Annotated in this window: 18 protein-coding genes; 10 read left to right on the top strand and 8 right to left on the bottom strand. The window is 69.2% G+C overall.

What is annotated here, in order from left to right:
- Positions 1–55: 55 nt before the first annotated feature.
- Positions 56–976 carry an AraC family transcriptional regulator gene (locus tag H7X47_RS02260; protein ID WP_193366976.1) on the top strand — a complete coding sequence of 307 codons (921 nt, stop codon included), beginning with the start codon at positions 56–58 and terminating at the stop codon, positions 974–976.
- A gap of 20 nt (positions 977–996) precedes the next feature.
- On the opposite strand, the gene H7X47_RS02265 is transcribed toward H7X47_RS02260, so the two are convergent.
- Positions 997–1,836, bottom strand: a complete 840-nt coding sequence (locus H7X47_RS02265; RefSeq protein WP_193366977.1) for a nitroreductase family protein — start codon at positions 1,834–1,836, stop codon at positions 997–999.
- Positions 1,837–1,915: 79 nt separating this feature from the next.
- Positions 1,916–2,500, bottom strand: coding sequence for a PAS domain-containing protein (locus H7X47_RS02270; RefSeq protein ID WP_193366978.1), 585 nt, complete (start codon positions 2,498–2,500; stop codon positions 1,916–1,918).
- A 222-nt stretch (positions 2,501–2,722) separates the two neighbouring features.
- On the opposite strand from H7X47_RS02270, the gene H7X47_RS02275 reads away from it, so the two are divergent.
- The 3 genes from H7X47_RS02275 to H7X47_RS02285 all read left to right on the top strand — a co-directional run bounded on the left by H7X47_RS02275 (position 2,723) and on the right by H7X47_RS02285 (position 4,082).
- The gene (locus H7X47_RS02275; RefSeq protein WP_193366979.1) at positions 2,723–3,460 is read left to right on the top strand and encodes an AzlC family ABC transporter permease; all 738 of its coding nucleotides are present in this window, start codon (positions 2,723–2,725) and stop codon (positions 3,458–3,460) included.
- Positions 3,450–3,752, top strand: coding sequence for an AzlD family protein (locus H7X47_RS02280; RefSeq protein ID WP_193366980.1), 303 nt, complete (start codon positions 3,450–3,452; stop codon positions 3,750–3,752). The genes H7X47_RS02275 and H7X47_RS02280 overlap by 11 nt, the downstream gene beginning before the upstream one ends.
- Positions 3,753–3,869: 117 nt before the next feature.
- Complete coding sequence (locus H7X47_RS02285) at positions 3,870–4,082, top strand: hypothetical protein (protein ID WP_193366981.1); 213 nt, start codon at positions 3,870–3,872, stop codon at positions 4,080–4,082.
- Positions 4,083–4,109: 27 nt separating this feature from the next.
- On the opposite strand, the gene H7X47_RS02290 is transcribed toward H7X47_RS02285, so the two are convergent.
- Entirely contained in the window at positions 4,110–5,321 is a 1,212-nt protein-coding gene (locus H7X47_RS02290; RefSeq protein WP_193366982.1) for an argininosuccinate synthase, read from the bottom strand.
- Positions 5,322–5,539: 218 nt separating this feature from the next.
- Between H7X47_RS02290 and H7X47_RS02295 the strand changes: the two genes are divergently transcribed.
- A complete protein-coding gene (locus tag H7X47_RS02295) occupies positions 5,540–6,553 on the top strand; it encodes a S8/S53 family peptidase (protein WP_193366983.1) in 1,014 nt (337 codons plus the stop codon).
- A 15-nt stretch (positions 6,554–6,568) separates the two neighbouring features.
- Here the strand turns inward: H7X47_RS02295 and H7X47_RS02300 are convergent, their stop codons facing one another.
- The 4 genes from H7X47_RS02300 to H7X47_RS02315 form a co-directional block, all read right to left on the bottom strand.
- Positions 6,569–6,802: a DUF805 domain-containing protein gene (locus tag H7X47_RS02300; protein WP_227010119.1), complete on the bottom strand. Its 234-nt coding sequence runs from the start codon at positions 6,800–6,802 to the stop codon at positions 6,569–6,571.
- Complete coding sequence (locus H7X47_RS02305; protein WP_193366984.1) at positions 6,799–6,990, bottom strand: hypothetical protein; 192 nt, start codon at positions 6,988–6,990, stop codon at positions 6,799–6,801. Before H7X47_RS02305 ends, H7X47_RS02300 begins: the two co-directional genes overlap by 4 nt.
- Positions 6,991–7,132: 142 nt before the next feature.
- The gene (rlmN, locus tag H7X47_RS02310) at positions 7,133–8,290 is read right to left on the bottom strand and encodes a dual-specificity RNA methyltransferase RlmN (protein ID WP_193366985.1); all 1,158 of its coding nucleotides are present in this window, start codon (positions 8,288–8,290) and stop codon (positions 7,133–7,135) included.
- Positions 8,291–8,378: 88 nt separating this feature from the next.
- Positions 8,379–8,945 carry an invasion associated locus B family protein gene (locus H7X47_RS02315; protein WP_227010120.1) on the bottom strand — a complete coding sequence of 189 codons (567 nt, stop codon included), beginning with the start codon at positions 8,943–8,945 and terminating at the stop codon, positions 8,379–8,381.
- Positions 8,946–9,093: 148 nt separating this feature from the next.
- On the opposite strand from H7X47_RS02315, the gene H7X47_RS02320 reads away from it, so the two are divergent.
- From H7X47_RS02320 to H7X47_RS02330, 3 genes are all read left to right on the top strand, one after another.
- A complete protein-coding gene (locus H7X47_RS02320; protein WP_193366986.1) occupies positions 9,094–9,699 on the top strand; it encodes a sigma-70 family RNA polymerase sigma factor in 606 nt (201 codons plus the stop codon).
- A complete protein-coding gene (locus tag H7X47_RS02325; RefSeq protein WP_193366987.1) occupies positions 9,696–10,358 on the top strand; it encodes a ChrR family anti-sigma-E factor in 663 nt (220 codons plus the stop codon). The genes H7X47_RS02320 and H7X47_RS02325 overlap by 4 nt, the downstream gene beginning before the upstream one ends.
- A gap of 179 nt (positions 10,359–10,537) precedes the next feature.
- Positions 10,538–10,816 carry a hypothetical protein gene (locus tag H7X47_RS02330; protein ID WP_193366988.1) on the top strand — a complete coding sequence of 93 codons (279 nt, stop codon included), beginning with the start codon at positions 10,538–10,540 and terminating at the stop codon, positions 10,814–10,816.
- An 8-nt stretch (positions 10,817–10,824) separates the two neighbouring features.
- Here H7X47_RS02330 and H7X47_RS02335 read toward each other — a convergent pair whose 3' ends face one another.
- On the bottom strand, positions 10,825–11,361 hold the full coding sequence (locus H7X47_RS02335; protein WP_193366989.1) for an RNA methyltransferase: 537 nt from the start codon (positions 11,359–11,361) through the stop codon (positions 10,825–10,827).
- A gap of 85 nt (positions 11,362–11,446) precedes the next feature.
- Here H7X47_RS02335 and H7X47_RS02340 point away from each other — a divergent pair, with 85 nt between their 5' ends.
- A complete protein-coding gene (locus H7X47_RS02340; protein ID WP_193366990.1) occupies positions 11,447–12,487 on the top strand; it encodes an asparaginase in 1,041 nt (346 codons plus the stop codon).
- Positions 12,488–12,523: 36 nt separating this feature from the next.
- Positions 12,524–13,522, top strand: a complete 999-nt coding sequence (locus H7X47_RS02345; protein ID WP_193366991.1) for an NADPH:quinone oxidoreductase family protein — start codon at positions 12,524–12,526, stop codon at positions 13,520–13,522.
- The last annotated feature ends 28 nt before the right edge of the window (positions 13,523–13,550 follow it).

Here is a 13,550-nt window from a genome sequence, read left to right on the forward strand (position 1 = left end):
GCTGCCGGGCAATTTCCTACAAGGCCGGCCGGCGCGGATCGGCTAGACTGGATCCATGGCAATCGACCAGCAGACGGCCTACGCCCGCTCCGCCCAGGAGCGGCAGGGGCCCCGGAAAACCACCGCCGAGCCGCGGCGGGGCGCGGATTCCGTCTGCTTCTGGCGCGAGAAGCGTTTCGACGACCTGGAGTGCCTGAAGGCGCGCTTTTACCGCCACGCCTACGCCCCCCATGTGCACGACACCTTCGCGCTGGGCGTCATCGTCGCCGGGGCCGAGGCCTTCACCTACCGCGGCGCCCGCCACGTGGCGCCGGCCGGCAGCCTGGTGGCGGTCAATCCCGACGAGCTGCACGACGGCGCCCCGGCGGGCGAGGGCTTCGCCTACCGCATGCTCTACCCCTCGGTGGCGCTGGTGCAGGACATCGCCGACGAGCTGGACGACCGCCCGGCGGGCTTCCCCGCCTTCCGCGCAGCGGTGATGGACGATCCCGAGGCCGCCGCCCGCCTCGGCGAGGCGCACGCCCTCATGGAGGCCCATGTCCTGAGGGGCGCCCCCAAGCTGGCGGTCGACGAGGCCTTCACCACGGCGCTGACCCTCATGGTCCGCCGCCACAGTGTCAGCGAGCCGCGCGGCCGCCGCCTGGGGCAGGAGCCCGGGCCGATCCGCCGCGCCCGGCGCTTCATTGATGACCTGTATATGCAAGACCTGACCCTCGATGGCCTGGCCAGGATCGCCGGGCTCAGCCGCTATCATTTCCTGCGCGCCTTCCGCCGCGAGGTCGGGGTCACGCCGCACGCCTACCTGACCCACCGGCGCATCGCCGCGGCCAAGCTGTTCCTGGCCGGCGCCGAGCCGCTGAGCGAAGTGGCGCTGGCCTGCGGCTTCTATGACCAGAGCCACTTCTCGCGCGCCTTCAAAGGCTGCACCGGGCTGACCCCCGGCCAGTACCGCCGCGGCAGCCGCGCGGCGGCCTGAGCGGCGCCTGAGCCGCGCCTTCAGTCCAGAGAGAAACCCTTGCGGCGCACGAAGGCGCCGAAGCCGGCCCGCTCGGGCCTGGCGTACTGGCGCGCCTTGTCCTCCGACCAGCCGTAGGCCGGATCCTCGCCGAAGTCCTCGACGTGGCGCTGCTGGGCGTAGGGGCGCCGGCGGTCGTAGGCGGCGATGGCCGCCTCCAGCCCCGCTTCGCCGTAGCGGTTTTCGTGCAGGGTGACGGCGAGCGGCAGGCGCGGCGTCACCACCGGCGCGCGGGCCGGCCAGCCGACCGCCAGCCCGGCCACCGGGAAGACATGGTCCGGCAGCCCCAGCAGGCGGCTGACTTCGTCGGGGTCGTTGCGCAGGGCGCTGATCGGGCAGCAGCCCAGGCCCAGGGCCTCGGCGGCGGCCACATAGCCGGCCAGGGCGATGCCCGCGTCCACCGCGGCGTTGAAGAAGGCGTCCAGGTGGTCGTTGGCGAAGGGCCGGGCGCGGTAGTGGTGCAGCAGGCGCTGGCGCCGGTTGTTGCCGCAGAAGACCAGCAGCGCCGGCGCGCCCGCCGTCCAGGGCTGGTCGGCGAGCAGGGCATCGAGGGCCTCGCGCAGGCCCGGATCGGTGACCAGCACGATGTCGCGCTGCTGCAGGTCGCTCTTGGTCGGCGTCGCCAGGGCGATCGCGCTCAAGAGGCGCAGCAGCGCCGGGTCCACCGGCGCGCCGGAGAATTCCCGCACGGAGCCGCGCGCGGCCAGCCGCGCCAGGGTCTCCGCGGCCGGCGCGCCCAGGCCGGCGTCCAGATCGGCGGCGTCGGCGAAGCGCGCCGCCAGGGCCTCGCCCAGGTCCTGCAGGTGGTTCTCCTCGGCCATGACATCGTCCCCTCTTTCGGCGGCGCGCCATCCTAGCGCCGCCGGTCCGGGAGATCACGGCAGATCGGGGGAGGCTGCCCTAGACCAGGTGGCCGTGCTGGATCGGCGTGTTGCAGACCAGGAAGCGCTTCACCTCGCCGTGCTCGCCCAGCGGCAGGATCACGCGGTGCCAGTGGCTGGCGGTGATCTGCGGCGGCGCCATGTGCACCGTGTAGAGCGGGCAGGGCAGTGCGCGGACCGCCCGGTAGCAGGCGGCGAAGAAGGTCTGCACGGCCGAGGAGGTGGCGATGTCCCACACCGTCTTGCCGGTCATGTCGAAGCCGGCGACCTCGGCGATCTTGGTGCCGTAGAGCGCGTAGCGGAAGTCGTTCGACCCCGGACCGGCGTCGATCAGCATCAGGTAGCCGAGCGCGTGGCGCAGCCTGATGGGATCGATCTTTGTCACGTTGGGCACCCGGCTGACCTGCGGCAGTGTCTGCCAGTAGCGCAGGGTGAGGCGCAGTGCCTCCACCGGCAGGTCCGCCTCCGCCGGATCGCGGAGCAGCTTCAGGTCCTTGACCTCGAAGTTCAGCAACTCGGGGATCACGTGCTCGCCCCGGCCGTTGGCCAGGTACCCTTCGATCGCCTCGGCCACGCGCTCGACGGAGATTTCCGACATCACCATCTCTGCTGCGATCTCCCTAAGACGCGTGCTGCTGCAGTATGACCGTGATCCTAGCGAGCCTAACGTCTGCAAGGCGAAGTTCACAGGAGAACTATCGTGATAGATATTCGCTTTAAGGCTGAATGAGGCGCCGCGGCCGCGCGGCCGCAATTTCATGCAAGACCCTGGGACGCCCGGGGGGCCACCCTGGCGGCCTTTCGCATAGGACCCACGAGGCATGGCATGACGCGCAAGGACAGCGGCGGCGAGTTCACGGCCGGGGCGCTGACCATCCTGCCGCTGCTGGTGGCGGTGGTGGTCTACGGCCTGCTGTTCGGTACCCTGGCGGCGCAGAAGGGCCTCTCGCCGCTGGAGGTGGCGATCATGAGCGCCACGGTCTTCGCCGGGGCCTCGCAATTCGTGGCGGTGGAGATCTGGACCTCGCCGCCCGGCATCGTCCTCCTGGGGGCGACGGCGCTCATGGTCAACCTGCGCCACGTGCTGATGGGCGCGGCCCTGGCCCCCTTCTTGAAGGGCTGGAGCCGCGGCCAGATCTACGGCGGCCTGCACTTCATGGCGGACGAGAACTGGGCCTTCACCCTGAAGCGCGCGGCCCAGACACCGGTGACCCCGGCCTACTACCTGGGCCTCGCCCTGCCGCTCTATGTCGGCTGGATCGCCTGCACGACACTGGGGACGATCTTCGGCGGCGTGCTGCAGGACCCGGCGCGCTACGGCCTCGACTTCGCCTTCACCGCCGTCTTCCTGACCCTGCTGGTCAGCCTGTGGAAGGGCAAGCGCAGCGTCGCCCCCTGGCTGGCCAGCGCCCTGGCCGCCGTGGCCGGCCACGAACTGCTGCCGGGGGTCTGGTACATCGCTCTCGGCGGGCTGGCCGGCAGCCTGGTCGGCGCCTTCATGGGCCCGCCGGCCTTGCCCGCGAAGTACCGCGAGACGGCGAAGGAGGGCGGCAATGCAGCTTGATCCCGTCTCCCTGGCGGCCATCCTGGCCATGGCGGCCTCGACCTACTTCACGCGCATCTTCGGCTACTGGCTGGTGCGCCGCACCACCGTCGGCGGGCGCATGGCCAGCGCCCTGGAGGCGGTGCCGGGCGCCATCCTCACCGCCATCATCGCGCCCATGGCCTTCGCCACCGGACCGGCGGAGAGCGGCGCCGCCCTCATCACCGTGCTGCTGGCGCTGCGCCTGCCGCTGATCGTCGCGGTGGCCGGCGGCTGCCTGGCGGTGGTCGCGCTGCGGGCGCTGCTGGCTTAGGGTAAAAATTCCTGCAGCAACCCCAGGGTTAGGGGCGACAGGGGCTTTGCGGCCATGTTAGGCTTGCGCCCGAGACCAAGCCCTTTCATTGCGAACTTGTTTGATTTGGGAGCAACCATGGCTACCAATGCTGAAATTGCTGCGCGCCTGCTGCGTGACGCAGCCGGCTTCTTCCGTTCCGTGGGTGAGCAGAACCCGCCCCTGAAGGAGCACATGGACAACAACGCCCAGGCCTTCGAGGTCATGGCGCAGCGGGTCGAGATCGACCCCACGGGCGAGGCCAACTTCGGCCAGCCGGCCCCCGAGGGCGGCGACGCCCCCCAGGAGTAGCCGTCCCTTTTTCGAGGTTTCGAGGCTCTAGCGCTTCTGGCGGTTCAAGAGGCGCAGGCGCAGGGCGTTCAGCTTGATGAAGCCGGCCGCGTCGCGCTGGTCGTAGACCGAGTCCTCCTCGAAGGTGACGTGCTCCATGGAGTAGAGCGAGTCGTCCGACTTGCGGCCCTCCACGATGACGTTGCCCTTGTAGAGCTTCAGACGCACCGAGCCGTTGACCTTCTCCTGGCTCCTGTCGATCAGCGCCTGCAGCATCTCGCGCTCGGGTGACCACCAGAAGCCGTTGTAGATCAGCTCCGCATAGCGCGGCATCAGCTCGTCCTTCAGGTGGGCGGCGCCGCGGTCGAGCGTGATCGACTCCATGGCCCGGTGGGCGGTCAGCAGGATGGTGCCGCCCGGGGTCTCGTAGACGCCGCGGCTCTTCATGCCGACGAAGCGGTTCTCCACCAGGTCCAGGCGGCCGATGCCGTTGTCGCCGGCCAGCTTGTTGAGGCGGGTCAGCAGGGCGGCGGGCGACAGCTTCTCGCCGTCGACGGCGACGGGGTCGCCCTTCTCGAAATCGATGGTGATGACGGTCGGCCGGTCCGGCGCGTCCTCCGGCGAGACGCTGCGCGAGAAGACGTACTCCTCCGGCGCATCCCAGGGATCCTCCAGCACCTTCCCTTCGGCGGAGATGTGCAGCAGGTTGGCGTCGACCGAGAAGGGCGCCTCGCCGCGCTTGTCCTTGGCGATGGGGATCTGGTGCTTCTCGGCGAAGTCGATCAGCTTGGTGCGGCTGTTCAGGTCCCACTCGCGCCAGGGCGCGATGACGTGGATGTCCGGGTTGAGGGCGTAGTAGCCGAGCTCGAAGCGCACCTGGTCGTTGCCCTTGCCGGTGGCGCCGTGGCAGACGGCGTCGGCCCCGGTCTCGCGGGCGATCTCGATCTGGCGCTTGGAGATCAGCGGCCGGGCGATGGAGGTGCCCAGCAGGTAGACGCCCTCGTAGACCGCGTTGGCGCGGAACATGGGGAAGACGTAGTCGCGCACGAAGACCTCGCGCAGGTCCTCGATGTAGATGTTCTCGGGCTTGATGCCCAGCATCTCGGCCTTCTTGCGCGCCGGCTCCAGCTCCTCGCCCTGGCCCAGGTCGGCGGTGAAGGTCACCACCTCGCAGTTGTAGGTGGTCTGCAGCCATTTCAGGATGACGGAGGTATCGAGGCCGCCGGAGTAGGCGAGCACGACTTTCTTGATCTCGGACATGCGAAGCAGGGTCCCGTGGTCGGAAGAAACGCAGCCGGCGCTAGCCGGAATTCTTAATTTCACTGGCCGCAGGGCGGCCCGGCGCGGAGTATAGGCATAGCAAGGCAGGCGGCAAGACGTAAGCCGCCGCGCGCCCGTCAGGCAGATGCCGGCCAGGAGGACGGAAGAGGGCCAGGACGCCCGCCATAGTTTGAGATTTCCGGGCTAAGGAGGCAGCCGTGGCCATTCCCCCTTGGAACATCTACTCGACCGGCGCCGACAAGGCCTGGGCCCTGCTGCCCCGGACCGCGGCGGGAAAGATCCGCTGGGGACGCACCCGCGTCGCCCACCTGGACACCGGCTACACCCACCACGAGGTCTTCTTTCCACAAGGCGCCGGCGGGCCCAGCGCCATCATCCTGGCCGCTGAGGGCCGCGACTTCCTGAACCCGCGCCGGCGCAGCGCCGAAGATCCCCTGAAGAAGAACGATCTCCAGATCCCCGGCCACGGCACCCGCTCGGGCAGCGCGCTTTCAGCCGACAACGACAAGCTGAAGGGGGTGGCGCCGGGCCTGCCGCTGGTGCCTTTCCGCGTCACCAACACCAGCCTGGTCACGGGCGAGGTCGCCAAGGCCATCGGCAAGGCGATCAACCACGTGGTCGCGAACAGGGTCGCCCCGGTGGTCAGCATCTCGCTCGGCTTTCCCCTGGCCCTCGACGAAGACATGGGCCGCGCGGTCGACCGCGCCTACGACGCCGGGGGGGTCGGGGTGGGGGCGGCCGGCCAGGTCATCGACCGGGTCACCTATCCGGGCAAGCACCGCCGCACCATCTGCGCCGCCGGCATCCGCAACCGCCGCCGCCGCTATTCCCTCTACCAGAAATACGATCACTACGGCCGCATCGACGCCTGGGCGCCGGCCGACCCGATCCAGGTCGCCCGCTTCCCCCCGGAGGACAAATACGGCAAGAGCGACGGCACCACCTATGCCGCGGTCCACGTCGCGGGGGCGGCGGCCATGTGGATCCTGAAGCACGGCGCCGCCCTGCGGCAGGCCTATCCCCAGCCCTGGCAGCGCATCGAGGCCTTCCGCATGCTGTTGACGGCCAGCGGCAGGTCCCTGCCGATCCTGGACAAGCTGGCGACCAACGCGGCCAGGCGCCTGGACATCGAGGCGCTGCTGAAGGCGCCGCTGCCGGACAAGTCGCTGCTGCGCTACGAAACCGACTTCGCCGCGGACGACCGCCTGTAGCGGCGGGCGCGGTGGCTACTCGAAGACCTCGGCGACGTTCGCCTGTTTGATTTCCGCCGGCCATTCGACGAAGGCGAAGACCCAGATCATGACGATGTTCACCAGGGGGATCAGCATCAGCAGCGACCACCAGCCGGAAAATCCCGCCTTGCGGCTGATGCGCCCGCAGGTCCAGAGGATGAGCGCGATGAAGACGAGCGCGATGAACAGTCCCACGAGGCCTCCGATAGCGTCCGGGTCCATGCTCATTGCCGCGACTCCAGCGGTGTCGTGTTGGGCCAGCGTGCGAAGGCCAGGATCAGCGCCACGATGACCTGGCCCAGCGGCAGGAAGACCAGCAAGGAGAGGGGGGCCGGAAGTCCGGCGCGCGCGAAGATGCGCCACAGCGGGTAAAGGAAGAGGACCGCTATGACGATGACACTGATGATGAGTCCCAAGATGCCCTCCTAGGTTTTGTTTGGCCGTCGCGGGCCTGCGTAGCGGGAATCCTAGTCGGGTAGCTGTGGTCTGCCAAGGCTGCGCGGGTCGCGCTTCCGGGAAGCGGAGTTCGATGTAGGGGTGGGGTCGGCCGCGGCCGGATCAGGCCTGGGCGCCGGCGGCGCGCTCGGACTTCTTCTTGCGCTCGGAGGAGGATTTCAACTGGCCGCAGGCGGCCAGGATGTCCTCGCCGCGCGTCGCGCGCACGGGAGAGGAGATGTGCGCGGCGGAGAGGATATCGGCGAAGCGCGTGATGGTCGCCTTGTTCGAGCACTCGAAGAAGCTGCCCGGCCAGGGATTGAAGGGAATGAGGTTCACCTTGGCGGGGATGCCCTTCAGCAGCCTGATGAGGCGGCGCGCGTCGTCCTCGCTGTCGTTCACGCCCTTCAGCATAACGTATTCGAAGGTGATGCGCCGGGCGTTGTTGGTGCCGGGGTAGTTGCGGCAGGCGTCCAGCAGCATCTTCAGCGGATACTTCTTGTTGATCGGCATGATCATGTCGCGCACCTCGTCGCTGGTCGCGTGCAGCGACACCGCCAGGTTCACGTCGAGCTCGCGCCCGCAGCGTTCCATCTCCGGCACCACGCCGGAGGTGGACAGCGTGATCTTGCGCTTGGAGACGGAGAGGCCTTCCTGGTCCATGGCGATCTTCATCGCCGTGGCCACGTTCTCGTAGTTGTACAGCGGCTCGCCCATGCCCATGAGCACGATGTTGGTGATCTGGCGGCCCTCGGCCGGGGACGGCCACTCGCCCAGGCCGTCGCGCGCCACCATGATCTGGCCGACGATCTCGGCCGGCGAGAGGTTGCGCACCAGGCGCTGGGTGCCGGTGTGGCAGAACTTGCAGGTCAGGGTGCAGCCGACCTGGCTGGAGACGCAGAGCGTGCCGCGGTCTTCCTCGGGAATGTAGACGGTCTCCACCTCCTGGCCGTCGGCCAGGCGCAGCAGCCACTTGCGGGTGCCGTCCTTGGAGACCTGGACCACCGCCACCTCGGGCCGGCGCACCTCGTGGGTCTCGACCAGGCGGGCGCGGAAATCCTTGGCCAGGTTGGTCATCTCCGCGAAGTCGGTGACCCCGCGGTGATAGATCCAGTGCCACAGCTGCTTGGCGCGGAAGGGCTTTTCGCCCAGCGCGGCGAGCTCCGCCGCCAGCTGCTCGCGCGACAGCCCGACGAGGTTGCGTTTCCCGTCGTGGGCGGCCCCCCTGGCGTTCCCTGGGACTTCAGGGGGCGGGGCGAAGGCTTTGGCGTGCTGGCTCATGGGGCGTTAGATAGGCCCTCCGCAAGGTTAAAACCAGCCCTTTGCGCCGCGGCGGTCTCCCTGAGGAGCCCGGGGGGGCGGGCCCCGCCTAGAGGCCGCAGGCCTGGCTGATCGCCTGGTAGGCCCGGGTGAAGCCGGACAGCGAGTAGGTGTCCTTGGTGTTGTTGCCCCGCGACGAGGTGCCCTGGACGACCATGGTGCTGCCCTTGATCATGGCCTGCACCAGCTTTTTGTCGGTGTCCTTGTCCACCGTCCAGGCGGATTCCCCCTCGGTGAAGAGGCGCAGCTTCATGGTCCCGATCTGCACTTCCACCGGCGCCCCCTCCTTATAAGGGTAGCCGGCCTGGATGCTGACCTCGTCGACCCGGTTCTCGCCGGGGCGGTGGGTCACCATGGCGTGGATCTCGCCACGCTTGCTGTAGGTTCCCTCGGCCTTGGTGGGCTCGCTGGCCATGAAGCAGATCGGCTTGCCTTCATCCAGATACTTGAAGGCGCTCCAGTCGGAGAAATCGCCGAGTCGCTCGATCGACTGGGCCTGGGCCCCGCCGGTCGGCAGGATGGCCAAGAGCGCGCCGGCGACAAGCAGGGGCGCGAGCAGGTATGTAAGATGTCTTGGCAGCATGGTCCGCGGTGATGGGATGTTATTCTTGAGCATGGCGGATATTATAGGACTGGGGGGGTGTGCCGCCACCCCTGCGTTAGGGGGCCCTTGATTTTGCCGTATTACCGCTTTTGCGCCGCCGGAGGGCGCCGCAGCGCCGGCTCCGGCAAGCCCGGCAAGCGGACAGGTCCGGAGGAGTAGAATGTCCGCCGCTTCCCGAAAGAGCGACGACCCGCCGGACCCGGCGCGGCTCTCCCGCCTGGTGGTCGCCGTCGGCGAAAACCGCGATCGTGCGGCCTTTGCCGAGTTGTTCGGCCATTTCGCGCCGCGCATCAAGACCTATCTCCTGAAGCAGGGCGCCGAGGCGGGGCAGGCCGAGGAAATGGCGCAGGAGGCCATGATCATGGTATGGCGGCGGGCCGAGAGCTTCGATCCGGCGAAGTCCGCGGCCAGCACCTGGATCTTCACCATCGCGCGCAACAAGCGAATCGACGCGCTGCGCCGCGAGCGGCGGCCGGACTACGATCCCGCGGACCCCACGCTGCCCCCCGCCCTGGTGCCCGCGGCCCCGGCGGCGGCGGATCGCGCGGCGGAACTGACGCAGCAGGCAGAACGTCTGGCCGAGGCCATCAGGGCCTTGCCCGAAGAACAGGCGGAGTTGGTCAGGATGGCCTATTTCGAGGACAAGGCGCACGGACAGATCGCCAGCGAGACCGAACTGCCGCTGGGCACCGTGAAGTCGCGGCTGCGCCTGGCCCTGGCGCGCCTGCGCAAAGCCCTTAACGCCGGCGGGAGGGAAGACGCATGAGCGCCGCGCACGCCCGCCCGCGCCACCACTTCGACGAGGCGCTGCTGATCGACTATGCCGCCGGCAACCTGCCGGAGACGCTGTCGATCCTGGTGGCAACCCACCTGTCGCTCTGCCCGGCCTGCCGGGCGGCGGTGGCCGACGCCGAGGCCGTCGGCGGCGCGCTGCTGGAAGCGCTGGCGCCGGAAGCCCTGGCGCCGGAGGCCCTCGACAGGGTGCTGGCCCGGCTCGATGACGAGGCGCCGGAGGAAGACGCTCCCGAAGCGCCCGGCGCCGGCGGCTTGCCGGCGCCCCTGCGGGCCTATCTGGGCGACGATCTCAAGGTCCTGGACTGGCAGCAGCTGGCGCCGGGTGTCGACAAGGTGCCGCTCACGCCCCTCTCGAATATCCCCTGGCGCCCGGAGGAAGCGGTCTGCCTGGTGCGCCTCCAGCCCGGCGCCGTGGCGCCGCGCCATGGCCACACGGGCAACGAAGTGACGGTGATCGTCCGGGGCGGTTTGGCCGACGGCAGCGGCGACTACGAGCTGGGCGATGCCTTGATCGTCGACGCCGGCGTCACCCATGCCCCGGTCGGGCTGCCCGGCGAGCCCTGCCTCTGCCTGGTCTACCTGGAAGCGCCGCTGCTGCCGATCGGCGACGATCACGTGGCGAGCATTTAGCCGGCTCCATGAGGCAGCTGCCCAAAGCAATTCCTCGAAAGTGCTTTGTGCTCGGCCTGGTGGTGGGGGTCGCCCTCTCGGGGGCTTGGCTCGTGGACGTCTTGGCGTGCCTTCTCCAAGAATGCTACGAAGACGACGCGGCCAGGCGGGCGGCAGCGCTTGTCGGAGACACCTTAGTCATGGCTTACGCGGTCTTGACCCTGGTCGCAGTTTTTCTGCCCGCCCTCCGCCTGCACCGGGCGTTCGCGATGCCAGTTGCCGCGGCCATTCCGTCTCTAGCGGTTGCGGCCGGGTTCACCTTCTTTCTCGTCGATCCGAAGATTGACAGCGCTACGGGAATTCTGGCGCTTGGACTTTGGTTCGCCGGACCATGGTTTGTTGCAGTTTTGATAGGCTTGGCGGTCTGGCCGAAGGCAAACGTCGGTGCGGCAGCCGTCGATATGACCTGCTTCGACTAGAGTCGCCGTCAGCCGTCTTTCTTGGTGCGGATGACCTGGGCGCCCTGCACGTGCTCGGGCAGGGGCTCGGGCCTGGCGCGCGGGTTGACGGCGCGGCGCGCGAAGCGGCCCTGGCTGATCAGGCGGTCGTACATGACGATGGCCCCGGCGGTGCCGACGTTGACGCAGAACTTGGTCGGGATCTTCACCAGGTGGTCGCAGCGCGCCTGCAGCTCCGTCGACAGGCTGCCGCGCTCCGGCCCCAGCACGTAGGCCGCGGCCTGGGGGTGGAAGAAGGAGGGCAGCTCCACCGCGTCCTCGGTCAGCTCCACCCCCACCAGGGCGCAGCCGCGCGGCAGCAGCAGCTCCTCCACCGAGTCGAAGGTGTAGAGCGGCAGGTGCTTGGCCGCGTCGGAGGTGTCGGAGAGCTTCACCTCCTGGGCGTTGAAGGCCGGCTGGATGGTGAAGAAGAAGCTGGCCCCGAAGGCGTGGGCGGAGCGCATCAGGGCGCCCAGGTTCATGGGCTTGCTGATCCGCTCGGCGCCGATGGCAAAGAATCCTCGCATGGCGGGAGAACTTGCATGGCCAGGGCTGGGGAGGCAAGCTGCTTCGCCGCTTCCGGCACCCCCCGATTTTCGCGATTTTCAAGTCATGTCTTCTGAACCCCCTTCGCCCGACCAAGCCGCCGCCAACCCTCTGCTCGTGGAGGTGACCCGCGGCACGCAGGTGGAGAGCCGCCACCGCGCCGCCCTGGCCGTGGTCGATACCGCGGGCAAGGTGGTGCTGGCCGCCGGCGACCACGAGCGCCCGGTCTACGCCCGCTCCGCCATCAAGTCGCTGCAGGCCATTGCCCTGGTGGAAAGCGGCGCCGCCGATGCCTTCGACGTCTCGGAGCCCGAGCTGGCGCTGGCCTGCGCCAGCCACAGCGGCGAGCCGCGCCACGTGGAGACAACTACGGCCTGGCTGGCGCGCCTCGGGCTGAGCGCCCACGACCTGGAGTGCGGCCCGCAGCTGCCGGGCTACGAACCGGCGCTGATCAAGCTGCTGGCCTCCGGCGGCACGGCGACCCGGGCGCACAACAACTGCTCGGGCAAGCACAGCGGCTTCCTGACCCTGGCGAAACATCTGGGCGTGCCGACCCGGGGCTACGTGAACTACGAGCACCCGGTGCAGCAGCGCATCCTCGGCGTGCTGGAGTCCATGACCGGCCTCGACCTGGGCGATGCACCGCGCGGCATCGACGGCTGCGGCATCCCGGTGGTCGGCATTCCGCTGGGCAACATGGCGCTTGCCATGGCGCGCCTCGGTGCGCCCGACGACCAGCCGGAGGCGCGCCAGGCGGCCTGCGCACGGCTGCGCAAGGCGGTGGCGGCGCATCCCTTCATGGTCGCCGGGACCGGGCGCTTCGACACCCGGGTGATGGAGCTGACCGGGGAAAAGGCGCTGACCAAGACCGGCGCCGAGGGCGTCTACTGCGCCGCCTTCCCGGAACTGGGCCTGGGCGCGGCCATCAAGGTGGACGACGGCGCCGGGCGCGCGGCGGAGATTCTCATGGGCCGCCTGCTCAGCCACTTCGGGATTCTGGACGCGGCCCAGGCCACCGCTCTGGGCGGCCTCTTCACCGAGCCGGTGCTGAACCGCGCCGGCCTTACCGTCGGTGAGGTCCGTCCCGCCGCGACCATTCCCTTCTAGTCCAAAACCTGCCATCCGAGTTGAGGTGCAAGCGACATGCGAGCCATGACCTGCCGCGCCTGGGGCGGCCCTGAAACCCTGACCCTGGAAGACAGGCCCTTGCCGGAGCCGGGCCCCGACCAGGTGCTGATCGACGTCGCCGCCGCCGGGGTCAACTTCGCCGACACCCTGATGATCGCCGGCAAGTACCAGGAGAAACCGGACTTCCCCTTCTCGCCGGGCCTGGAGATCGCGGGGCGCCTGCGCGCCCTGGGCGCCAACGTCAGCGGCCTGCAGGAAGGCCAGCGGGTCATGGCGCTGACCGACTTCGGCGGCTACGCCGAGGCGGCGCTGGCGCGCGCCGGCGACGTCTACGCAATTCCCGAGAGCCTGGACGCCGAGCGCTTCGGCTGGGCCGAGGCCGCCGGCTTTCCCATCACCTACGGCACCGCGCACTGCGCCCTGCGCTGGCACGCCGACCTGCAGCCCGGCGAGGTTCTGCTGGTGCACGGCGCGGCCGGCGGCGTCGGCCTCGCCGCCGTGGAAATCGGCAAGGCCATCGGCGCGACGGTCATCGCCACCGCGGGCGGAGCGGACAAGCTGGCGGTGGCGCGCAGGCACGGCGCCGACCACCTGATCGACTACCGCGAAGAGGAGATCCGCGAGCGGGTGAAGGAGATCACCGCCGGTAAGGGCGCGGACGTGGTCTTCGATCCGGTCGGCGGCGACGTCTTCGACGCCTCCCTGCGCTGCATCGCCTGGTCGGGGCGCCTGCTGGTCATTGGCTTCGCCGCCGGGCGGGTGCCGCAGATCCCGGCCAACATCCTGCTGGTGAAGAACGTGGCGGTCATGGGGGTCTACTGGGGCTCCTACCGCAAGCACGCGCCGGAGCGCCTGGCCGAGGAATTCCGCGAGCTGTTCCACTGGGTCGAGACGGGCCTTCTGAAGCCACATGTTTCACATATGCTTGACCTCACGCAGGCCGCCGAGGCCATGGCATTGCTGCTGGAACGGCGCTCCACCGGCAAGGTGGTCCTGACCACCGGCGCGGCCTAATATCCAGGACTTCGGGACTTCCCTTTCT

It is taken from the genome of Pelagibius marinus (assembly GCF_014925385.1).
Taxonomy (GTDB): Bacteria; Pseudomonadota; Alphaproteobacteria; order Kiloniellales; family Kiloniellaceae; genus Pelagibius; species Pelagibius marinus.

Coding starts and splice junctions, on each gene's coding strand:
- H7X47_RS02260 (WP_193366976.1), top strand. CDS start 56: ATGGCAATCGACCAGCAGACGGCCTACGCCCGCTCCGCCCAGGAGCGG.
- H7X47_RS02345 (WP_193366991.1), top strand. CDS start 12,524: ATGCGAGCCATGACCTGCCGCGCCTGGGGCGGCCCTGAAACCCTGACC.
- H7X47_RS02330 (WP_193366988.1), top strand. CDS start 10,538: ATGGCTTACGCGGTCTTGACCCTGGTCGCAGTTTTTCTGCCCGCCCTC.
- H7X47_RS02320 (WP_193366986.1), top strand. CDS start 9,094: ATGTCCGCCGCTTCCCGAAAGAGCGACGACCCGCCGGACCCGGCGCGG.
- H7X47_RS02335 (WP_193366989.1), bottom strand. CDS start 11,361: ATGCGAGGATTCTTTGCCATCGGCGCCGAGCGGATCAGCAAGCCCATG.
- H7X47_RS02285 (WP_193366981.1), top strand. CDS start 3,870: ATGGCTACCAATGCTGAAATTGCTGCGCGCCTGCTGCGTGACGCAGCC.
- H7X47_RS02290 (WP_193366982.1), bottom strand. CDS start 5,321: ATGTCCGAGATCAAGAAAGTCGTGCTCGCCTACTCCGGCGGCCTCGAT.
- H7X47_RS02315 (WP_227010120.1), bottom strand. CDS start 8,945: ATGCTCAAGAATAACATCCCATCACCGCGGACCATGCTGCCAAGACAT.
- rlmN (WP_193366985.1), bottom strand. CDS start 8,290: ATGAGCCAGCACGCCAAAGCCTTCGCCCCGCCCCCTGAAGTCCCAGGG.
- H7X47_RS02300 (WP_227010119.1), bottom strand. CDS start 6,802: ATGAGCATGGACCCGGACGCTATCGGAGGCCTCGTGGGACTGTTCATC.
- H7X47_RS02265 (WP_193366977.1), bottom strand. CDS start 1,836: ATGGCCGAGGAGAACCACCTGCAGGACCTGGGCGAGGCCCTGGCGGCG.
- H7X47_RS02325 (WP_193366987.1), top strand. CDS start 9,696: ATGAGCGCCGCGCACGCCCGCCCGCGCCACCACTTCGACGAGGCGCTG.
- H7X47_RS02340 (WP_193366990.1), top strand. CDS start 11,447: ATGTCTTCTGAACCCCCTTCGCCCGACCAAGCCGCCGCCAACCCTCTG.
- H7X47_RS02270 (WP_193366978.1), bottom strand. CDS start 2,500: ATGGTGATGTCGGAAATCTCCGTCGAGCGCGTGGCCGAGGCGATCGAA.
- H7X47_RS02280 (WP_193366980.1), top strand. CDS start 3,450: ATGCAGCTTGATCCCGTCTCCCTGGCGGCCATCCTGGCCATGGCGGCC.
- H7X47_RS02275 (WP_193366979.1), top strand. CDS start 2,723: ATGACGCGCAAGGACAGCGGCGGCGAGTTCACGGCCGGGGCGCTGACC.